This window comes from Kribbella endophytica (genome assembly GCF_054781295.1).
The window spans coordinates 24,944-46,089 of the sequence record NZ_BAAGUR010000005.1 but is presented as its reverse complement, the minus strand read 5'-3'; the positions used below and the strand labels follow the sequence as shown (position 1 = coordinate 46,089).

Sequence of the window (21,146 nt, the reverse complement as noted above, 5' to 3'; positions counted from 1 at the left end):
ATCCTGCCCGATGGACTCTTCGATTCCCGCATCCCGTACCCGTCCGTCGGGGACGTACACAAGACTGACTCAGTGCTGGTGGGCGTCACGCACCGCGAGCAAGCGGTCGGCGTAGCGCGGCCAGGCGAACGACGACCTCTCGTACGCCGCCAGCGTCTCGCTCAGCAGCTGTGCCGTCAACGGAATCTCCTGCTGGGCCTGCGCCAACGACGTCGCGATCGCCCGCGCGGCCAGCCAGGGCGTGCTGTTCACGGCCGCCTCGGCGAAGACGGCGTCCAGCAAGGAGGCTGCCTCGATGAGTTCGCCTTGCCGGATCAGTACGTCGGCCAGGTCGATGTGCGCCATCGTCGCTCCGATCGCGCCGGTCGCGCTGGTCGGGCCAATCGCGCCGGACGCGCCGGCCGCGCCGGTTCCGCCGGTCGCTCCGGTCGCTCCGGTCGCTCCGATCGCGCTGGTCGCGCTGGTCGCGGCAGTTCGGCCGGTTCTGCCGGACGCTCCGATCGCGCCGGCTGCGTCGGCCGTCGCGTGGTCGACCGCGGCGCGCAGATGCTTCTCGGCGTCGGCGAGTTCGCCCCGGGCCGCGGCGACCGCGCCGCGGATGCCGTCGTTCAGCGGGAGGATCTGCCGGTCGTCGAGCCGCCGCGCGTAGTGGTCGGACTCGGCCGCGGCCTCCAATGCCTCGTCCAGTCGGCCGAGGGCGACCAGGGCGCCGGCGAGATTGCTCAGCCCGCGTGACAGGCCGTGCTCGTCGCCGAACGCGCGATCGGCGACGATGCAGCTCTCGTACGCCGTCCGCGCCTGCTCGGCCTCGCCGGTGAACAGGTAGAGCGTCGCGAGCGCGTCGGACAGCCGGCGTTCGTGGGCCGGATCCTCGGCGAGCGCCTGGGCTTCGGTCAGCAGGTCGATCGCCTGCTCGAGCCGGCCGAGCATCGTCGCCACGAACCCGTGGTTGCTGAGGGCTTGGACTCGCTCAGCAGCTGAGGCGTCAGCCGGCAGTGCGGCGTAGTGCCGCGCCGCCTCGGCGTACCAGCCTTTGATCAGCCACGGTGTGTGCAACGCGAGAGCAAGTCGCAGCCCCTCGGCAGTCCCTGCGGCTTGGTCGAGTACGTCGAGTAGGTTCGGCCACTCGGCGAAGACCGCGTTAACGCCCTCCGCCGTGGCGAAGTCGTCGCTCTGCTCGCCGATCGATCGGACGTGGTCGAGCGCCCACGCGGCCTCAGCCGCTCGCGCCGTCTCGACCTCGCCGGCGTCGGCGAGCTTGCCGAGCGCGTAGTCCCGGACGGTCTCCAGCATCCTGAACCGGCGCCCGCCGACGGCCTCGACGGTGAGCAGACTGCGATCCGCGAGCTCGGTCAACGCGGGGGCGACATCGCGGGGATCGATCGCAACCTGCTCCGCGGCCTCCAGCGTGAACCCGTCCGCGAAGACCGCGACCCTGCGCAGTACGGCGCGCTCGGCGTCGCCCAGCAACTGGTGCGACCAGTCCAACGCAGCAACCAGACTGCTGTGCCGCGGCTGCGGATCGCGGGATCCTGCGACAAGTAGTCGCATTCGGTCGGCGAGACGCTCAGCCAATTGAGGGACAGTCAATGTGCGCGTGAGACCGGCCGCGAGCTCGATCCCGAGCGGCAGTCGGTCGACCGCCGTGCAGATCGCTGCGACCAGTTGGGGATCGGCGCCCTGGGCGTCGGCCGCGCATCGCTCGGTGAACAACTGCGCGGCGGCGACCCCGTCGAGCGGATCCATCGGCAGCAGCACTTCGGCGCTGAGCTGCAGGGGACGCTGCGAGGTGACCAGCACGGTCAGTCCAGGCGACCGCCGCAGCAACCCGGCGACGACCTCGGCCACTGACTCCACGAGATGCTCGGCGTTGTCGAGCACCAGCACCTTGGAGTCCAGCCCGGCGGCGACGGCGTCCAGATCGTTGCTCTCGGCATCTTCTCCGGCGATCGTGGTCAGTACGGCGTCCGCTCGGTGCAGGGGCGCGAGCTGGACCAACCGCACCGCTCGTCCTGAACCAGCTGCCGCTTCCAGTGCGAGCCGCGACTTACCACTTCCAGATCCACCCGTGAGCGTGATCAACCCAGGCGAACCCAGCCGACGGACCAGATCGCCCAGCTCGGTCTGCCGCCCCACAAAAGTTGTCATCGGCAACGGAAGCCCCGACGCCGCACTCCGGCCGGGCCCACCGGCCGAGGACTGCGCTGGAGCCGGGCCGTCGGACGCCACCGAGCCGGTCAGCGACTCCGCGGGGGCGCCCTGGGGGAGCAGCAGCCCAGGATCCTGCCGCAGCAGGCGAAGCTCCATCTCTGCGGTGTCAGGCGCCGGGTCCACGCCCAGCTCGTCCGACAGCCGCGAACGCAGCCGCGCCAGCCGGTTGAGCGCATCCGCTTGCCGGCCGGTCCGGTAGAGCGCCAACGCCAGCAGGCACCACAGGCGTTCGTGCACCGGGTGCTCGGCGGCCAGCGCCTCCAACTCGCGCCCGGCCTCGGTCGCACCACCGAGCGCGAGCTCGGCATCCAGCCGCTCCACCTGCAGGTCCAGCCGCCACGTATCCAACTGCTCGGCCTCGGTCGCGGCGTACGGAACCGCGCGCAGATCAGCCAGCGAAGCGCCGCGCCACAGCGACAGCGCCTCGCGTCCGAGTGCGCTCACCGTCGCGTGATCGCCCGCGCGCGCTGCGGCGTACAGGCCCTTCGCCAGCGATCGCGCACCGACGAGATCCGTCATCTGCGCGGACAGCGCATAGCCGTTGGACGCCCGCGTCAGTACGTCGGGAGTGCCCAGCGCCGTGCGCAGCCGCGAAGCGAGCACCCGCAAGCGCTCGGTCGGTCGGGCCAGGTCGACGTCGCCCCACAGATCAACGGCAAGCCGCTGATCAGGAACCGGCAGGCCGTTGGCGAGCGCGAGCCGGACCAGGAGCGCGCGCTCCAACGGCCGGTCGACCGCGATCGCCGCGCCGTCGAGCCGCACGGCGAGAGGTCCCAGAACCAGGACCTCCAGCTGCGGCTCGGTGGGCATACGGAGAAGTATGTCAGCGCCACAGCTCCCCAGGCGGGGAAAACCGTCGTCTGTGGACGACCTCGCGGGCGCGGGAACGCGCGCCGACAACCCAGCGCAGCGGTCAGTCGTCGTCGGTGGACGACTCCGTCGTGCTCAGCTGAGCGGCCGCGGCCAGCGGGATCGGCAGCCAGGTCGGCCGGTTGCGGGCCTCGTACATCGTCTCGTAGATGACCTTGTCGGCCAGGAACGCGCTGAGCAGCACACCCTGGTCGCGCGGATCGGTGCCCGCGACCTCGGCGTACCCGTCGCAGAAGGCGCGACGGTTCCGGTTCGCCCACTCGGCCGCGCGGTAAGCGATCTGCTGGTCGCCCTGGTGATCGGCGAGCAGCGACCGGGCCGCGTAGTCGAACGAGCGCAGCATCCCGGCGATGTCCTTGATCGGGGTGTCCAGCGCCCGCCGCTCGATCAGCGACTTGGCCGGCTCGCCCTCGAAGTCGATCAGCTTCCAGCCGTTGATCGTGCGCAGCACCTGACCCAGGTGGAAGTCGCCGTGGATCCGCTGCACCGGCACGGCCTCGCCGTACTCCGCGAGCGCGGTGAAGGCCCGGCTCAGGCCTTCGGCGTACGGCTCCAGCTCAGGGATCGCCGCGGCGGCCTTGTCCAGCCGGCGCTGCATCGCTGCCGCGTGCTGGATCATCAGGTCCGGCGCCCAGACATCGGCACCGAGCGCCTTGGCCAGCTCCGAGTGCACCTCGGCCGTCGCCGCACCGAGCCGGTGCGACTCCCCGGCGAAGTCGCCGCCGACCTCTTCGGCATGCAGATCGGCCTCGGCGTACAGGTCCCGTACGGACGTCGTCGCGTACGACCAGCCGTCCGTCGAGTTCTTCTCGAACGCCGTGATCATCGCCAGATCGCCCGAGTCCGTGCCGCCGCCGGCGCGCGGCCACGAGCCACGCGCCGATCCGAGCACCTCGGGCACCAGCTCGGAACCCGCCTCGGTGAGCGCCGACTCGATCTCGACCCCGGGGTTGCTCCCGGGCTCGAGCCGACGGAACACCTTCAGCAAGGCGGTGTCGCCGAAGACCAGCGACGTGTTGCTCTGCTCGACCGTCAGCACCAGCGACTGTGCGTCGTCCGGTACGACGAGCGTGCGGTCCGGTGCGTGCACCGGGTGGAACTCCAGACCGGTCAGCTGGCGCCCGTGGGTGAGAGCGTCCAGCCAGTACGGCGTGGCTTCCTTGTCGTGCAGGGCGTCGTACACCCAGACCCGGGTGTCACCCAGGTCGGGCTCGGACCAGTCACCGATCAGCGCGTGGCCGAGGTTGTCGACCGGTGCGGTGTGGTAGCTGAGCGGCAACTGGTACACCCGGATGGCGTTCTCCGCCCCGGGCGGGCCCGAGCAGTAGACGAACCCGATCCGGACCGCGGGCCAGACGCCCTCGTCCGACAGCCACGCTGAGGTGGCCATCGCTTCGACGTCGACGTCATGTCCTTTCTCACCGAACCATCGCTGGTGGATGCAGAAGGACTGGACCTGGTCCAGATGGGAAGTCACGAAGAGCTCTCCTCACGATCGGCCGACTTGTTCACCGGCAGCCGGAACCAGTAGAAGCCGTGCGCACCCAGGGTGAGCAGGTACGGCAGCTCACCGATGGTCGGGAAGTGCACGCCGCCGAGCAGCTCCACCGGCTCGACGCCTTGGTACTGCCGCAGGTCCAGCTCGATCGGCTGGGGGAACCGCGACAGGTTGTTCACGCACAGCACCACGTCGTCGCCGAACTCCCGGATGTACGAGAGCACGCTCGGGTTGGACCCGCCCAGATCTGTGAAGGTACCCATGCCGAAACAGGGGTGCTGCTTCCTGGTCTGGATCATCCGCCGCGTCCAGTGCAGCAGCGACGAGGCGTTCTCCATCTCGGCCTCGACGTTGACCGCCTGGTACCCGTAGACCGGGTCCATGATCACGGGCAGGCTCAGCTTGCCCGGGGTCGCGGTCGAGAACGACGCGTTGCGGTCCGGCGACCACTGCATCGGGGTCCGGACCCCGTCGCGGTCACCGAGCCAGATGTTGTCGCCCATGCCGATCTCGTCGCCGTAGTACAGGATCGGCGACCCGGGCAGGGACAGCAGCATCGAGGTGAACAGCTCCATCCGGTTCACGTCGTTGTCGAGCAACGGCGCGAGCCGGCGGCGGATGCCGATGTTGGCCTTCATCCGCGGGTCCTGGGCGTACTCGCCCCACATGTAGTCGCGCTCTTCGTCGCTGACCATCTCGAGCGTGAGCTCGTCGTGGTTGCGCAGGAAGATGCCCCACTGACAGGTGTCGGGGATCTGCGGGGTCTGGGCCAGGATCTCCGAGATCGGGAAGCGCGACTCGCGTCGTACGCCCATGAAGATCCGCGGCATCACCGGGAAGTGGAAGGCCATCTGGCACTCGTCGCCGCCGGAGTCGCGGTCGCCGAAGTAGTCGACCACGTCGGCCGGCCACTGGTTGGCCTCGCAGAGCAGGACGCGGTCGGTGTAGTTCGCGTCCACCTCCTTGCGGACCCGCTTCAGGAACTCGTGCGTCCTGGGCAGGTTCTCGCAGTTGGTGCCTTCCTCCTCGAACAGGTACGGCACCGCGTCGAGCCGGAAGCCGTCGATGCCGAGGTCGAGCCAGAACTTCAGCGCCTCGATCATCGCGTCCCCGACGGCCGGGTTCTCGAAGTTGAGGTCGGGCTGGCTGGAGTAGAACCGGTGCCAGAAGTACTGCTGGCGGACCGGGTCCCAGGTCCAGTTCGAGGTCTCCGAATCGACGAAGATGATCCGCGCGTCCGAGTAGGCCTCGTCGTTGTCGGACCAGACGTAGAAGTCGCCGTACGGGCCGTCGGGATCGGTGCGCGACGCCTGGAACCAGGGGTGCTGGTCCGAGGTGTGGTTCATCACGAAGTCGACGATGACGCGCATGCCACGGGTGTGGCAGGCGTCCATGAACGCGGCGAAGTCGGCGATCGTGCCGACCTCGGGCATCACGTTGGTGTAGTCGGAGATGTCGTAGCCGCCGTCACGCAGAGGTGAGGGGTAGAACGGCGGTAACCACAGACAGTCCACGCCGAGCCACTCGAGATAGTCGAGTTTCTCGGTCAGGCCTTGCAGGTCGCCGATTCCGTCGGCGTTCGAGTCCTTGAATGACCGCACGAGGACTTCGTAGAAGACGGCCCGCTTGAACCACAGCGGGTCACTCTTCGTCAGTCCGTGGTGCTGCTCCGGCAGCATGTCGGTCACGCTCACCTCCATCGGGTGTATCCCCTCGGTCCAAACCTAGCGGTACTTGCGGCTGCCACCACCGGACGATTCCGGCGACGCGCGGGTGGACACCGGGGGCGGGCTCCGGTTCCCGTACCCGCGGGGCGGGCATCGTAAAAGGAACCGGGGTCCGGCGGTGTCCGGGCGTGGTGTGAAAAGACGCCGTGGGACTCGGTCCGGACCGGCGTTGAAGTCAGTGTGACGCCGCTTTGCCAGTACAAGCAAATAGGGGCCGGATCACCCTATTTCAGGGCTGATTCGTTACCTCGACCGCGTTGCTTCCGCGCTTCTCGCGCGTTAGTTCTGGTCGCTCGGTGCAGTCGGTCGAGGCCTGGCCGGCAGCAGACAGTCACGCCGTACGGCGAAGAGCTCAGTCGCCGCGACCGCGACCTCGACCACGCCGACCGGTCTGACCTTGCGCAGGTTTGCTGTCCTGCCCGGACTGCGTTCCGCGACGACCGGGAGGTGGATTGCCCTCCTGGAGGAGCTCCATCGCGTCGCGGCCCGCACGCTTGCTGAACAGCTGCTCCGGCGTCATGCCGACCTCCTTGAGGATCTCGCGCATGACCCCCTTGGAGACGTCGGTACCGGCGTGGTTCGGGACGGTGAGTGAGCTGCTGCCCTTCGTGAAGATCACGTGACTGCCACTCTGCCGCGCCTCGCGGTAACCGACGCGTTCCAGCGCCTGCTTGACCTCGCGGAACTTCTTCGCCGGGACGCCGGCCATCAGTCGGCCTGGATCGTCACGACCAGTTGCTCCGGTGCCCCGACTTCTTCGGCGAGGAGCGCGAGGGCTTCCTTGAGGTCTTCGATCGCTGCGTCTCGGGTCGGCCCCTGGCCGTGGGCGAAGGCGTCCGGCGTCAGCGCCGCGGTGGCCGCCCAGACTCCGTCCTCGTCCTGCTCGGCCTTGAAAGGGACGTGAATCTCGCGCTGCATCGATCCTCCTGGCTACCGGTCCTGGTGCGACGATGCTAGCGGCGGGGAGGTGTCAGGAGCGGGGGGACTTGCGGGGCTTGCGGGTGTACTTGGTGAAGCCGGCCTGCTCGGCGTCGGCCTCGGTGCGGAACCAGACCTCGGGTTTGGTGCGGCCGTAGTACGGCGAGTCCGGGGTGTGGAAGAGCATCGACTGGGCGTTGCCCTTGATGGTGAAGCCGTCGGGCGGGCCCTGATGCTCCACGGCGTCGGCCGACCCCGGCCCGTACCTCCCCGGTACGACGGCCCGCCCGGACCCGTCGAACAGTGTCGGCTGCGACGAGTCCACGCGATCCATGCGCTGGGAGAAAGCGGGCTGCTCCTCGGCGGGGCTCGCCTTCGGCTTCGGGGCTGCTCGGCCCGCCGGTTGCTCTTCGCTCGGCTCTTCGCTTCGCTCGGGCGGAGCGCCGGCGGTGACCAGGACCTTCTCTTCTTCTACTGCTTCTTCTTCAGGTACTTCGACCGCCGCCGGCTCGCGCCGACTCAGGAGGATCCAGGTGATGACGGCTCCCAGCAGGAACGCCAGCAGCTCCCACGGCCAGTTGTTGCGGGCGAGCGTGCTCATCGCTGGGTGCTCCGGTGGATGACGTAGGCGGCGGCGCTGCCCAGGACGAAGGCGGCCAGCAGAAGCACCCACAGCTGCGCGTACAGCGAACTCATCAGGACCCCTACGGAACTCGGATCTCCACCCGGCGGTTCGCGATCCGCCCGGCGGAGGTGTGGTTGGACGCGACCGGCTCGGACTCGCCGTACCCGCGGCTGATGATCCGCTCGGCCGGGACACCGCGCCGGACCAGCTCGGCCTTCACCGCGTCCGCGCGGTGCTGCGACAGCGGCAGGCTCGTCGACGGATCGCCGAGGTTGTCGGTGTGACCGCCGACCTCGACCCGGGCGGTGGCACAGCTCTTCAGCAGCGCGGCGACCCGACCGACCGATCCGCGCGACCGCTCGTTCACGATCGCCGTACCGGACAGGAACACGATCTTGTGCTGACCGGTCACCTGCGCGAGCCGGCTCTCGAACGTCTGGCACGCCTCGCTCACCGGCGGCTTCGTCGCGGTCGGCACGCGCAGCTCGTTCGCCACGACAGCGCCCGGCACGGCCTTCGCCGCCGCCCGCGCCGCCGTCGCCTTGGTCGCCTGATCCGCGACGTCGCCGCTCAACGTGATCGTCGCGCCGTCGTACTTGACCGCGACATCACCCGGCGCCGACCGCAGAGCCTGCAGTACGCCGACCAGGGCACTCGGGTTCACCAGGCCGCTCGCGGCGTCGACCGTCAGCTTGTCGCCGAAGGTCTCGCCCTCCTCGAGCAGGCCCTGAATCTCGCCGACGACCTTCTCCTTGGCGGCCTCGTCCCGCAGTACGGCGGTGACCTGCAGGCCGTTGTCCTCGGTCCACGCGACGGAGAAGGGCGCGGCCTCGGGCTCGGGCGGTACGACGCTCGCGGAGTCGCTCGGCGCCGGATCGCTCGGTGACGGATCGCTGGGCGCCGGGGGAGTGGTCGTCGGCGCTTCCGTCGTACCGGCTTCGTCGGCGGTGGCGTTGCTCAGACCGTCGCCCTTGAAGGCGACCAGGAGAGCGGTGAGAACCAGCGGCACGACCAGAAGGGCAAGCAGCCAGATCCGAGCGGGTCGCCGCGGTGATCCAGGCACGTGTTCCTCCGTCGATACGGTCATTGACCGTGCGCGAGGAGATTACTCCGTGAAGCGGTTCTGATGCACGCCGGACCAGCGTCTGATCACGGCGGCTTCCGGACGTCGTACGGGCGAGGTCGGCAGCTGGTTACCGAACGGTTCTGTGATCGCGTGGTCATTTTTATTTGGGTTTCTTCTTTTCTTAACCCGCTGTGCTGAGTAGGGTGCGCACAGTGCCTCTCCCGCCCCCCTGGAGGAACACCATGAGGATCCGAACCCTGCCCACCCTGGTCGCCGCGCTCGCACTGCTCGGCACCGGAGTGGTCCCCGCCGCGGTCGCGGCCACCCCGTCGGACGACGGCGCCCGGTCCCTGCCGACCCAGGTGGTCGAGCAGCAGGACAACGCGGTTGCGGCCGGCAAGCGCGTTGTCGGCTACTTCACCGAGTGGGGTGTCTACGACCGCAACTACCACGTCAAGAACATCAAGACGAGCGGATCGGCCGCGAAGCTGACCAACATCGTCTACGCCTTCGGCAACACGACCGGCGGCCGGTGCGCGATGGGTGACTCCTACGCGGCGTACGACAAGGCGTACGACGCGGCCGGCTCGGTCGACGGCGTCGCCGACACCTGGGACACCGGCGCGCTGCGCGGCAACTTCAACCAGCTGCGCAAGCTGAAGAAGGAGTTCCCGAACATCAAGGTGGTCTGGTCGTTCGGCGGCTGGACCTGGTCCGGCGGCTTCAGCGAGGCGGCCAAGAACCCGGCCGCGTTCGCCGACTCCTGCTACAAGCTGGTCGAGGACCCGCGCTGGGCCGATGTCTTCGACGGCATCGACATCGACTGGGAGTACCCGAACGCCTGCGGCCTGAGCTGCGACACCTCCGGGCCGAACGCGTTCAACAACGTGATCAGCGCGCTGCGCACCCGGTTCGGCTCGTCGGCGCTCGTGACGGCCGCGATCACCGCCGACGGCACCAACGGCGGCAAGATCGACGCTACCAACTACGCGGCCGCCGCCGGCAAGCTCGACTGGATCATGCCGATGACGTACGACTACTTCGGCGCCTTCGCGGCGCAGGGGCCGACGGCGCCGCACTCGCCGCTCACGTCGTACAACGGAATCCCGACGGCCGGCTTCTACAGCGACGCGGCGATCCAGAAGCTCAAGTCCAAGGGCATCCCGGCGTCCAAGCTCCTGCTCGGTATCGGGTTCTACGGCCGCGGCTGGACCGGCGTCACCCAGGCCGCCCCGGGCGGTAGCGCGACGGGCGCGGCACCGGGCAAGTACGAGGCCGGCATCGAGGACTACAAGCTGATCTCGACCCGCTGCCCGTCCACCGGGACCGTCGGCGGTACGGCGTACGCGTTCTGCAACGGGCAGTGGTGGGGCTACGACACCCCCGCGACGATCCGCAGCAAGATGAGCTACGCGAACCAGCAGGGTCTCGGCGGCGCCTTCTTCTGGGAGCTGTCCGGCGACACCAGCAACGGCGCTCTGATCACCGCCGTCAAGACCATCGGCTGATCCGGCAGCCCTTCCCGCGTCCGGTCCTTCTGCCCCGTCCGGCAGAGGGTCCGGACGCCTCTGCACGGCTGCCCGTGGCCGCCGGTCCCGCGGCCGGCCGCGGGCTCCCCGTTCCCCGTCTCCCGGCTCCGCGTCTGGCGGCGCGGCCGGGCGTACGCCGTACTGCGGGCGTTCGCAGTACGGCGTACCGGCACGTCGGCATTCGGCGTACCGGCGCTCTGCAGCACGGCGTACCGGTGCTGCTGGGGAGGCTGTCCAGCCTGGCCGGTCTCGGCCAGGTCGCATTTGTGCCACGCGCTCGCGCAGGGTTTCCCTTGACTTAGCCTTCGCGGTTGAGCGTACTGGTCCCTGCGCCTGACCCGGCAAACGTTTGAGCGGAGGGGGCTCCATGGAGACTGTGCCGGACTCGTCGTTGATCATCGGCGTCGCCACGACCAGTGCCGAACGCGTCCAACTGGCACGCCTGCTGAGCGGTGCGGAGGCCTTGCTCCTGGTCTCCAGCGCGGAGCAGGCCCGGGCCTTCCTCGAACTCACCACCGGTACGGCGGCACAGCCCGTCGTACTGACTCCGGGTGTCGTCGCGCCGGAACCTCCCATTGAGACTCCTGCCCAGATCGAGGCAGCCCTGCCCAGAACCGACAACGTGGTCGCCCTCCCAGCAGCACTCCGCCTGGACGAGGACCGCCGAGTGGTCCGCTGGAAGGACCGAGAGGTCCCCCTGACCCGCCTGGAACACGACTTCCTGCACTGCCTCGTCCAAAAACCAGGCCAGGTCTGGACCTACCAACACCTCCACCACGCCGTCTGGGGCAACGAACACCTCGGCCACGGCTCCCACATCCACTCGGTCGTCAAACGCCTCCGCCAAAAACTCGCCCACCTAGGCGCCACAGTGACGATCCACGCAGTCCGAGGAGTCGGCTTCCACCTGCTGCCAGCGGCCTGAGCCACAGCCAGGCCCGGGAAGCAAAACAAAGACACAAGAGCAAGGACGAAAGACAAGAGCAAGGACGAAAGACAAGAGCAAGGACGAAAGACAAGAGCAAGGACATAGTGAGGCCGCATGCCCATCCGCAGCGCCCAAAGCACAGGTGCGCTGTGGCTGAGGGCGGGGTGCTGCTGCGTCGGACTATCTGGCCAGCCGCGTCTGACTATGCCCGGAGTCAGTTCGATCGAGCCTGCGTCAGGCTGCACGCCCTGAGAGATCTCGGAGTGGAAGCTGGCTTCTCGAAGGCTCCGTGTAACTAACTGCGCTTGGCTTCGGCCTTCTTTACGCCTGCACGTCCGGCGATGGACGGTCGCCTGGTCCTGCCTTCAGCAGTTGTTGCCGCAGCCCTTCGGTGAGAAGAGCCACCATGGATCGGCGCAGGACCTCGGACGCGTTTCGGCCGAGGCGTCCTGGACGCGGTTGCCTGCTTCGGCGTCCTGAGTTGGCCCGCTTCTGGCCTGTGGACAGGCTTGCGATGGGCGACGATGTCGCTGCCGTGCTCAGCTTTGGCCCTGGCGATCAATCGTGCCAACGTGGATGCGGGGACTGCCGCGGCAGACTGAACCAATTGCGACACTCGTTGGTGGGAAATACCGAGAACCTTGCTCACATCCCGAACAGGAACGCTTGCACTGGTGAGGGCCGAGGCGAACTGTCGCGTGAGGTCCGCGACGAGCGCTTCGACCTGCTGTGAGTGCCTTCGTAGGTCTTCGACCAGCGCTTTCGCCTCGAGGAGATCTTGTCCCGCAACCTCGATGCCGGACACGGAGACATCGACTTGGGACATCGGAATATCGAGCGTCACCGCGATGTACTCGCGGGCCATCTTCTCGACGTCGTCCAGTCGACGGGCCTGGGTGAGCCCATCCATTTCCGGAATCTCGATCATCCACCAGCGGCCGTCGCGCGTGACCACCGCGTCGTAGTTCTTCACTGACTTCTCCCCTCACAGCCGGCGAGCGCGTCGTTGACCTTCCGCACGACGCCAGGCGAGATCTTCCGGTGTCCATCCGGCAGGCTGAACGTGTGCTGCCCGCACGGGCAGTCGTAGACGCTGTGCGAGCCCACCGTCCGACTCCGCTTCCAGCCGGCGTCCTTGAGGGACTTCACGACCTTCCGTGCCGGCTGCTCACTGACCATGATTTTAGTCTAGGGCGGTAGACATTTTCAAGGCAAATCGCCTAGGCAAAACCTACTCCGGCACCCGGAGGTCCGTCCTTGCCTCGGCCGCCGCAGCGATCGCGCGGTAGGGGGCGCCTGGCGAAACCCGCTCAGGTCTAGCTCGCTGGTTGCCGCCCATGTCCTCAGCCACAGCCGACCGAACTGTGGGCACCTGGGAAGAATCTACGACCTAACTATATATTTCTTCTCTCTTTGTGTTTTCCGTTTTCTTATTCTGTCTTTCCTGTTTATATTGCTTTCTTTTGCTTTGTTCTTGGCTTGTCGGGTTCAGGCGACGTGGGCGGCTGGGGCCTCCGTGAGGGTGAAGAGGCGGTCGAAGACTTGGGCTCGGTCGAACTGCAGCGCGTAGGCGCGGGCGCGGCGTTCGGCTGTTGTTCGTTGCTCGGGGGTCCAGTCGCAGACGACCTCGTCGAGGACTGTGCGTAGCGTGGCTGGGTCGTGCTGGGGGACCAGGAGGGCTGTGTCGCCGACTGCTTCGGGGACGCCTCCGGTGGGGCAGGTGATGATGGGCCCGCCGCCGGCCAAGGCCTTCTCGACAAGGGCGATGCCGAACGTCTCGACGAACTCCGGTTGCTCGCGGGTCGGCAGGACGAAGGCTGCGCTGCCGGCCATCAGGGCCGGCTTCTCCGCGTCGTCGACGTCGGTCAGCACCCGCACCCGATCGCCCAGGCCTGCTGCCGCAACCCGCGCGACCACCTCGGCCTCCTGCGGGCCGCGGCCGGCCAGGACCAGCTGCACCCGCTCGGCCGACCGCGAACCGGCGTACGCGTCGATCAGGTCGTCGACGCCCTTCGCCGACGCGATCCGGGACAGGAACAGCACGTACCCGTCTCGCGAAAGGCCGCGGCGGGTCAGGGTTTCGGCGATCCGGTCGTCGGTGAGCGACAGGTACGACCAGGAATCGACCGCCGGGTAGGAGATCGCGATCCGCTCCCGGCACTGCTGCGCGAACGTCGTACCGTGCATGCCGTCGAGCGCGGCCGCGGAGGCCACGATCAGATCCCGGGTGTACTCCGACACCGCCACGCAGTGGTCGGCCGCGAGGTAGACCGACAGGATGTGCGCCGCCGCCCCGAACCGGCCGGTGGCCACGCAATCGCGCACCACGTTGGTGATGTCGGAGCCCACCGCCTCGGCCACAGTGACCACTCGTGCAGGCCCGATGCGCCGCGCCACCTGGGCAGCCTCCTGTACGGCGATCGCGTGCGGGCTCAGGTACAGCGACATCGCCACCGTCGGCACCCCGTCGCTGAACAGCTCGACCAGCCGCCCGATGAGCCCGGACAGGTAGCGCCCGTCCGGAACCCGATAGTCGCCCACGGGATCGGGCCGCTCCACGGTGATGCCTGGGCTGTACGGCAGTACGCCGTCCAGCGGCTTCAACGGCAGCCCGGCCGCCTCCAGCGCGTCCATCGGCCACGTCACGATCCGTACGTCGTCGAACCCGCGGGTGAGCGCCACCTCCGCGAGGCACCGGGCCTCACCGGAGTGCCCGCAGATCACCGGGTCGGCGCGGACAACGATGACCAGGCGGCGGTTGGGTACGGATGGGACGAGCGTTTCGTCGGCGATGTTCATGCCTCACCTCCAGCGGCGTCGGATGTGGACGGCGGCCTGACCCGGGTGCCCCACCCGGAAGGCCGAGGGGCGAGCTCGATGTGCAGGTCGCGGACGTGCCGCAGTTCCTGGCCGGAGAGCCAGGGCCGTTCGAGGGTCTTGCCGTTCACCGCGATCGACTGGACGTAGGAGACCGGCCCACCTGCCTCGACCGGCTCGAACCCTGTGGTGGTGATCGACAGGTCGCCGTCCGGCAGCCGGAGGGCGGACTCGGCCACGGCCGGCGCGCTCACCAGGAACAGGTTCTGGCCGGCCACCGGGAACAGCCCGAGCGTCGCCCACACGTACCAGGCGGACAGCCCGCCGGAGTCGTCGTTCCCCGGCAGCCCGCCCCGGCCGGTGCCGAACTGGTTGGCGACGGCGGCATGCACCACCTCCGCGGTCCGGTCCGGCCGTCCCGCGTAGTGGTAGGACCACGGCGCGTCGTAGTCCGGTTCGTTGTTCAGTCCCTCGAACCGGCTCAGGCTGTACCCGGCGTCCATCTCGGCCACGCTCGGCCTCACACCCGGCTGAGTGACCGGTACGGCGTCGTACCCGAAGAACGTGTCGAGCAGCCCGACGAACGCGTCGTCGCCACCCGCGAGCGCGATCCGGGCGCGCATGTCGTGCAGCAGCCGGAAGGAGTAGTTCCACCGGCCGCCCTCGTAGAAGGTCGAGTCGCGCAGCAGACCGGTGTTCGGGTCGTACGCCGCCCGCCAGCCTTGGGCGAAGTCGCGCATCTGCTGGGCGAGCGGCCGGTCGCGCACCTTGTGGGCGATCGCCGCGGTGCAGTGGTAGGCGTACGCCAGGTCGAGCGTGTGGCTGATCGGGTGCGCGACTCCGTGCACCAGGAAGTCCTCGCCGTACGTCCGGCGCAGGTCCATCTCCAGGTGCACCATGGCCCAGTCCCAGTCGATCCCCGGCAGGTCCAGCTGGCACAGGTCGGCCAGGAAGGTGTGCGCGAGCGCGCTGCCCTGCCGGGAGAACCGGTCGGCGCCCTTGGCCATCCGGTAACCGATCGGCAGGTTGCCCTCCTGCTCGCAGATCGACAGCAGCGAGTTGGCCAGCGCGACCGAACGCTCCGGGAACAGCGTCGTCATCAGCGGCAACTGGGTGCGGTAGATGTCCCACATGGTGCAGATGTCGAACGCGTACGGGCCCTCGGTCGGCCACGGGCTCTCGTCCGGGGCGAAGCACGGCTTCACCAGCGAGTGGTAGAGCGCGGTGCCGAAAACCGTTGCCTGGTCGTCGGACCCGGCCTTGATCTCGACCTTGCCGAGGTGGTCGCGCCAGGTGGCGGCCGTCTGCTCACGCCGTACGGCGAAGGTGGAGTCGGTGCGGCCGACGTCTCGGTAGAGGTTGTCGCGGGCCGACTCGCACCCGCGCAGGGAGAACCCGAGCCGCACCTCGACGGTCTGCTCGGCGCGCGAGGGACCCATGAACATCAGCCCGAACGGCCGCAAGGTGGTCGGCCGGATGTAGTCGAAGTCGAGGCGCGTCCCGCCGGGCATCAGGCGCCGGTCGTACCAGAGCAGCTGCCGCCAGCCCGGGGCGTCGACCTCCAGGTGGACGGCGAGCGGCACGCCCTCGACGTGGATCTCGCCCTGAGCGACCCCTGGCTCCAGCATCGCCAGATGCGCCTTCAGCGGCACGGTCTGGCTGCGGGGGATGGCGAGGCCGCCGGTCGAGGCGTCGATGACGATCCGGGCAGCGTCGTTCGCCGGGAACGTGTACCGATGAACGGCCGACTTGGGGCCGACCGTGATCTCGCACCGCACCCCCGAGCTCAACGTCGCCGCGTAGTAGCCGGGCTCCGCCACCTCGTCCAGCAGATCCCACGTGGTGCCCAGGTCGTCAAGCGGACCAAGCATCGGCGTGACCCGGAAGTAGTTGTAGTACTTGCGAATCGCCCCGGTCCCGGACTGCTGGAAATGCGTGAACCCGGAAGCCACCGGCCGGTCGTACAACAATCCCGGCACGCCTTCGGTGTTGAAGTCGTACAACCCGTAGCCGGTCGGATAAGCCCCCGAGTACGCACAGGCCGACACCATCCCAAAGGGATGCATGGCCCCCGGATGCGTATTCCCAACCTGCGGCTTGGGCCACCACCACGACCCGGCCAACCCCTTAGGCGCAGGCAGGTCAGTGGCACCGGTCCCGATGAACGGGTCGACATGCTCATACACAGGCTCACCGCCTCACGCGGCCGACGTGGGCTCCCAAGGTAAGAAGCCCATGTTTCCCCCACGTGGACCGAGCAAGACGCGCAGATTACGTTCGCACCGCGCACCTGTACAAAAACACCCGGCCCCCGCCCAGAGGTTCCTGGGCGGGGGCCGGGGTTGTTGCTAGGTGGTGACTACTACTTGATGGCCTTCAGAGCGAAGTCCTCCACGACCGGCTCGCCTGCTACCAGGCGGGTCGAGCGGGTTTGGGGCTTGTAGCCGTCCTTGGCGGCGATGAGGGTGAGGGGGTTGTTGCGGCGGTCCAGCCAGTAGGCGTAGTTGCCGCTGGTGTCGGTCGTGAACGTGTACGACGAGGCCCACGAGTCGACCTGGACGATGGCGCCGGCCAGCGGCGCGCTCGCGCCGGAGGTGGCGACACCGGTGACGGTGCCGGACAGCTTGCTCCACGTGGTCGGCGGGGTGACGTTCATCGTCACGGCGACGTTGTCCACGCTGTACGGCGTGTTCTCGGCGATGGTGACCGACCCGGTGTACTTACCGGGCTGGTCGACGCTCGCGGTGAGCGTGACCTTGACCGTCGTGCTGGCGCCCGGGGCCAGGGTGGCCTCGGTCTTGTCGATGCTCAGCCAGCTGACGTCGGCCGACGACTCGCCGCAGTCCTCGAGACCCGGCAGGGCCTCGCTGTCGACGGTCGCGGTGAAGCCGCCGGACGAGCCGCCGACCTTGTAGAAGCCGCACGCCGCCCCACCGCGGTACCGCGGCTGGTTGGCGTTCGGGAGCGCCGCCCAGGTGCCGGCCGCCGCGTCGAACGCGAAGCCCGCGTTCGTCACCGCACCGGTCTGGACACCGCCGACGACCAGCAGCTTGCCACCGGCGACGGCGAACGACGCCGCCCAGTGGTCGGCCGGGGAGTCGGCGATCGGCGACCAGGCGTTGGTGGCCGGGTCGTAGACGTAGCCGCTCTTCTGAGCCGCGACGCCGTCGTTACCGCCGGAGCAGTAGATCTTGCCGTCGATCGCGCCGCAGGAGGCGAACGCCACCGACTTCGGGTAGTTCGCGATCGGCGCCCAGGTGTTGGCTGCCGCGTCGTAGGCGACCGCGGTGTTCGACATCGGGGTGCAACCGGCCGTGGTGCAGCCACCGATCGCGTACAGCTTGCCGTCCAGGACGGCCTGGCCGGCGGCCGCACGCGGCGCCGGGTTGTTGGCGACGGCGCTCCAGGCGTTCGCGGCCGGGTCGTAGGACCAGGTCGCGGCGTCCGGGCCGGCGGCGCCCCAGCCGGAGCTGGCGATGATCTTGCCGCCGACGGCGCCGACGGTGATCGCGTTGCGGGCGCCCGGGAGCGGGGCGATCGCGGTCCAGGCCAGCGAGGCCGGGTCGTACACGTAGCTGTTCGCGCTGGACGCGGAGCCGTCCCCACCGGCGAGCGAGTAGATCTTGCCGTCGAGGTTGACCACGCGGTTGTCCATCACGACCGACGGGTAGTCGGCGATGTCGGCCCACGGAGCCGCGAGCGGCTTCGGTACGGCCGGGGCGACCGGCATCTTGCCGGCCATCTTGCTGCCGAACGAGGTCGGCACCGACAGCCGCTGCAGCGGCGCGCCCTGGCCGGTGAGGACCTGGGCCTTCGTGGTCTTCGTGCCGTTGGCGTTGGCGATCTCGAAGCCACCGTCGCGCTCACCGAACTTCACGTCGACCGGCGCTCCGCCGGTGTTCTTGACCGTGAAGGACTTGGTGACCTTGCCGGTGGGCAGCTTGAGGTTGCCCTCGATCGCACCCGGGGTGACGGTCAGCTTGCCCGCGGCCAGCGTGTAGTCGGCCGGGGTCACCCAGTCGGCTTCCACGTCGACGCTCTGGGCGGAGCTGACGTAGCCGCCGGCCTTGGCCGTGAAGCCGTGGGCGCCGGAGTCAGCGGAGTAGAGCCAGTAGAAGCCGTCGTTCAGGCCGGTGTCCTCCGGCGTGGCGACGGTGGTCGCGGTCTCGCTGGGCTTGTCGTCACGGGTGACGACGGCGCCGTTCACGAAGCCGTTGGTGTTGGCGTCCTTGACGTTGCCGACGACGATGCCGCCGCCGGTGGGCTCACAGGTGATCTGGCTGCCGATCAGCACGCTGTCGACCTCCCACCACCACTCGTACGAGGCGTCGTAGTAGTGGAAGCGAACCTGTACGGCGGACTTGCCGGCCGCCTGCGGGATCGCGATCTCCTTGACGCCGCGGGCGTCCGCGGTGGCCTGGTTGAGCACGTTGGCCCAGGTGCTGCCACCGTCGAGCGACAGGTCGACGTCGGCCTTCTCGCCGCCCAGCCAGTTGAAGTCCTGGTTGAAGCGGATCACCGGCGCGGCCACGTCGGTCAGGTCGACCGAGGGGCTGACCAGCGAGGTGTCCTGCGACTGGCCGGAGCCGAACTTGTCGCTGTCCGCGATGGCGAAGCCGCCGCCACCACCGGTCAGGTTGCCGCGGTTGCCCGGGTCGTTGAAGGCCCAGACCTGGCCGTTGCCCTTGCCGTCGACGACGGTCCAGCCGCTCGGAGCGGCGGTGGCGTCGAAGGTCTCGTACAGGCCGTCGGAGCCGTTGCGATAGCCCGGCGCCGTGGCGCAGGCGTCCGAACGAACCGGTACGGCGATGTTCTTGGTGACGTTGCCCGTGCCGACCGTGACCGGCTGGCTGACGGTCTCGTAGCCCGGGTACTGCGCCTCGACCTTCAGCGTGTAGGCGTTGCCGGACGGCACCTTGAAGCTGTACCGGCCGTTGGTCGGGGTGGTGTAGTCGAACACGCCACCCGGTCCCTCGACGCTGACCTTCGCGTACAGCGGCCAGCCGTGGCCGGAGCCGTCGCTGACCGTACCGCCGATGTTGACGGCCGGCGCGGACTCCAGCGCGAAGTCCTTGGTGGTGGTCGTGTTGGCGGTCACCGTGGCGGTCGCCGTCTGGCTCTTGTAGCCGAACGACGCGACGGTCAGCGAGTAGTCGCCGGCCGGCAGCACGGAGGAGTAGCGGCCGTCGGCACCGGTGGTCAGCACGCGGTCGGACTGACCCGCGGCCTTGACCGTCACCGAAGCACCGGCGAGCGCGGCACCGGCGGAGGTGACCTTGCCGGTCAGCGTGCCGGTGTCACCGATCGGGGCGGCGTTCAGCAACGCGAGCGCGTCCAGGCGGCCTTCACCGAAGACGTTGTTGTCGTCGGTGGTGCCACCGCACTGGGCGTCGGCCTTGTCGACCGAGGAGTTGTCCAGCAGTGCGCGGGTGGCCGGGATGTCGCCCTTGAGCGACGGCGCGGCCGACCAGAGCAGCGCGACGGTGCCCGCCATGTGCGGCGAGGCCATCGAGGTGCCGTTGAAGCTGGCGTAGGCGTTGCCCGGGACGCTGGAGCGCACGTTCACGCCCGGCGCGGCCAGGTTCGGCTTGATCTCACCGTTCTGCCCGACACCTCGGCCGGAGAACGACGCGATGTTGTTGTTGATGTCGTAGGCGCCGGCCGAGTAGTTGCTGACCAGGCTGCCCGGCGAGCCGCTGGTCTGGCAGGCCGAGCCGCTGTTGCCGTTCGACCAGGCACCGAAGATGCCGGACGCGGCCCAGGCCAGCGTGACGTCCTCCATGAACGGGTCGTTGGAGGGCAGCTGCGAACCCCACGAGTTGTTGATGATGTTCGGCCGCTTGCTCGCGTCCGGGTTCTGCCCGGCGAGGTTGGTCGGCTCGAGCATCCACTGACCGGAGGTGATCAGCGCCGCGTCGGACGGGCAGCACCCGTTCGCCGCGATCCACTTGACGCCCGGGGCGACACCGATCTGGTTGCCGGCGCCGTCGTCGCCGGCCATGGTGCCCATCGTGTGGGTGCCGTGGCCGTTGCCGTCGGCCGGCTGCGCGGGCGAGGTGCCGGCCGCGTCGAACCAGTTGTAGTTGTGGTCGAACTGGCCGCCGCCCAGGTTGCCGCGGTAGGAGTTCACCAGGGCCGGGTGGTCGAACTGGACGCCGGTGTCGATGTTGGCGATGACGATGCCCTGGCCCTTGTCGCCGTACTGCGACCAGACGTCGTCGGCGTTGATGTTCGCCAGACCCCACTCGATCGAGTTGATCTGCCGCTCGTCCTTGCCCTGCGTGACCTTCGGCACCTCGATCGCGGTCGGGTTGTACAGCCCCTCGACCTCGGCGTGCTGGGCCAGGTTCTGCGCCAGGGCCAGCGAGCCGCCGTTGATCCGGATCGCGTTGGTGCCCCAGAAGGTCTGGTACTTGACGTGCTGCGCGTCCAGCTCGGCCTTGACGCCGGCCTGACTCTCGGCAGCGGTCTTGCGCAGCGCCGCGGCGACCGCCGTACCGCGGGCGTTCCAGTCCGCGATCGCGCTCGCCTTGGTCAGGTCGGCCTTGGCGGCGAACCGGACCCAGTAATCGGTGGCTTCCTTGGCGTCCTTGCCCTGGAGCTTGTTCAGCAGCTCAGGCTTGATCTTGGACGCCGGGTCGGCGTTGGGTTTGGTCGGCGGTGCGGCCTGGGCGGCACCGGTGGCGGCCAGCCCGGTCGCGACGACGGCTACCGCCGCCAGGGCACTCACCAGTGATCTGGCCAGGCCCCTTCGTCTCACGTGTGACATTCTCTGCAGCCCCTCACTTGAACGACCCCGAGTCGACTCCCCCGAGTCATTGGTGCAGAGGTGCCGGTGGCCGCGCCCGGTCGTGATGAACCGGTTCTGCGACGCCCCGTGCCCCCCAGGTCGCAAGCTGTGACGCTGCGAGCCTGACGTGGACCTTATGTGTCAGACGTCAGCGTGAACAAGCACAC

Annotated in this window: 14 protein-coding genes; 2 read left to right on the top strand and 12 right to left on the bottom strand. The window is 68.8% G+C overall.

Annotated elements, in window-relative coordinates; all coding sequences use genetic code 11:
- Positions 1-69 precede the first annotated feature (69 nt).
- From ACYVIO_RS36265 to arfA, 7 genes are all read right to left on the bottom strand, one after another.
- Positions 70-3,021 carry an AfsR/SARP family transcriptional regulator gene (locus ACYVIO_RS36265; protein WP_460655506.1) on the bottom strand — a complete coding sequence of 984 codons (2,952 nt, stop codon included), beginning with the start codon at positions 3,019-3,021 and terminating at the stop codon, positions 70-72.
- 103 nt (positions 3,022-3,124) lie between these two features.
- A complete protein-coding gene (locus ACYVIO_RS36260) occupies positions 3,125-4,558 on the bottom strand; it encodes a maltokinase N-terminal cap-like domain-containing protein (RefSeq protein WP_460655505.1) in 1,434 nt (477 codons plus the stop codon).
- The gene (treS, locus tag ACYVIO_RS36255; protein ID WP_460655504.1) at positions 4,555-6,279 is read right to left on the bottom strand and encodes a maltose alpha-D-glucosyltransferase; all 1,725 of its coding nucleotides are present in this window, start codon (positions 6,277-6,279) and stop codon (positions 4,555-4,557) included. Before treS ends, ACYVIO_RS36260 begins: the two co-directional genes overlap by 4 nt.
- A 379-nt stretch (positions 6,280-6,658) precedes the next feature.
- Positions 6,659-7,015 (bottom strand): type II toxin-antitoxin system HicA family toxin, encoded by a 357-nt coding sequence (locus ACYVIO_RS36250; RefSeq protein ID WP_460655503.1) that lies wholly within the window; start codon positions 7,013-7,015, stop codon positions 6,659-6,661.
- A complete protein-coding gene (locus tag ACYVIO_RS36245) occupies positions 7,015-7,224 on the bottom strand; it encodes a hypothetical protein (protein WP_460655502.1) in 210 nt (69 codons plus the stop codon). The genes ACYVIO_RS36250 and ACYVIO_RS36245 overlap by 1 nt, the downstream gene beginning before the upstream one ends.
- Before the next feature lie 52 nt (positions 7,225-7,276).
- Complete coding sequence (locus ACYVIO_RS36240; protein ID WP_460655501.1) at positions 7,277-7,825, bottom strand: sunset domain-containing protein; 549 nt, start codon at positions 7,823-7,825, stop codon at positions 7,277-7,279.
- Positions 7,826-7,928: 103 nt separating this feature from the next.
- Positions 7,929-8,912, bottom strand: a complete 984-nt coding sequence (gene arfA, locus ACYVIO_RS36235) for a channel-forming protein ArfA/OmpATb (protein WP_460655500.1) — start codon at positions 8,910-8,912, stop codon at positions 7,929-7,931.
- A 245-nt stretch (positions 8,913-9,157) separates the two neighbouring features.
- Between arfA and ACYVIO_RS36230 the strand changes: the two genes are divergently transcribed.
- Both ACYVIO_RS36230 and ACYVIO_RS36225 read left to right on the top strand, forming a co-directional pair.
- On the top strand, positions 9,158-10,423 hold the full coding sequence (locus ACYVIO_RS36230; protein ID WP_460655499.1) for a glycoside hydrolase family 18 protein: 1,266 nt from the start codon (positions 9,158-9,160) through the stop codon (positions 10,421-10,423).
- Between the two features lie 388 nt (positions 10,424-10,811).
- Positions 10,812-11,369 carry a winged helix-turn-helix domain-containing protein gene (locus tag ACYVIO_RS36225; protein ID WP_460655498.1) on the top strand — a complete coding sequence of 186 codons (558 nt, stop codon included), beginning with the start codon at positions 10,812-10,814 and terminating at the stop codon, positions 11,367-11,369.
- Positions 11,370-11,667: 298 nt separating this feature from the next.
- Here the strand turns inward: ACYVIO_RS36225 and ACYVIO_RS36220 are convergent, their stop codons facing one another.
- The 5 genes from ACYVIO_RS36220 to ACYVIO_RS36200 form a co-directional block, all read right to left on the bottom strand.
- The gene (locus tag ACYVIO_RS36220; RefSeq protein WP_460655497.1) at positions 11,668-12,345 is read right to left on the bottom strand and encodes a hypothetical protein; all 678 of its coding nucleotides are present in this window, start codon (positions 12,343-12,345) and stop codon (positions 11,668-11,670) included.
- On the bottom strand, positions 12,342-12,551 hold the full coding sequence (locus tag ACYVIO_RS36215) for a type II toxin-antitoxin system HicA family toxin (protein ID WP_460655496.1): 210 nt from the start codon (positions 12,549-12,551) through the stop codon (positions 12,342-12,344). The genes ACYVIO_RS36220 and ACYVIO_RS36215 overlap by 4 nt, the downstream gene beginning before the upstream one ends.
- Before the next feature lie 309 nt (positions 12,552-12,860).
- Positions 12,861-14,171 carry a glycosyltransferase gene (locus ACYVIO_RS36210; protein ID WP_460655495.1) on the bottom strand — a complete coding sequence of 437 codons (1,311 nt, stop codon included), beginning with the start codon at positions 14,169-14,171 and terminating at the stop codon, positions 12,861-12,863.
- A complete protein-coding gene (locus tag ACYVIO_RS36205) occupies positions 14,168-16,375 on the bottom strand; it encodes a glycoside hydrolase domain-containing protein (RefSeq protein WP_460655494.1) in 2,208 nt (735 codons plus the stop codon). The genes ACYVIO_RS36210 and ACYVIO_RS36205 overlap by 4 nt, the downstream gene beginning before the upstream one ends.
- A gap of 176 nt (positions 16,376-16,551) precedes the next feature.
- Positions 16,552-20,958, bottom strand: a complete 4,407-nt coding sequence (locus ACYVIO_RS36200) for a S8 family serine peptidase (protein ID WP_460655493.1) — start codon at positions 20,956-20,958, stop codon at positions 16,552-16,554.
- Positions 20,959-21,146: the final 188 nt, after the last annotated feature.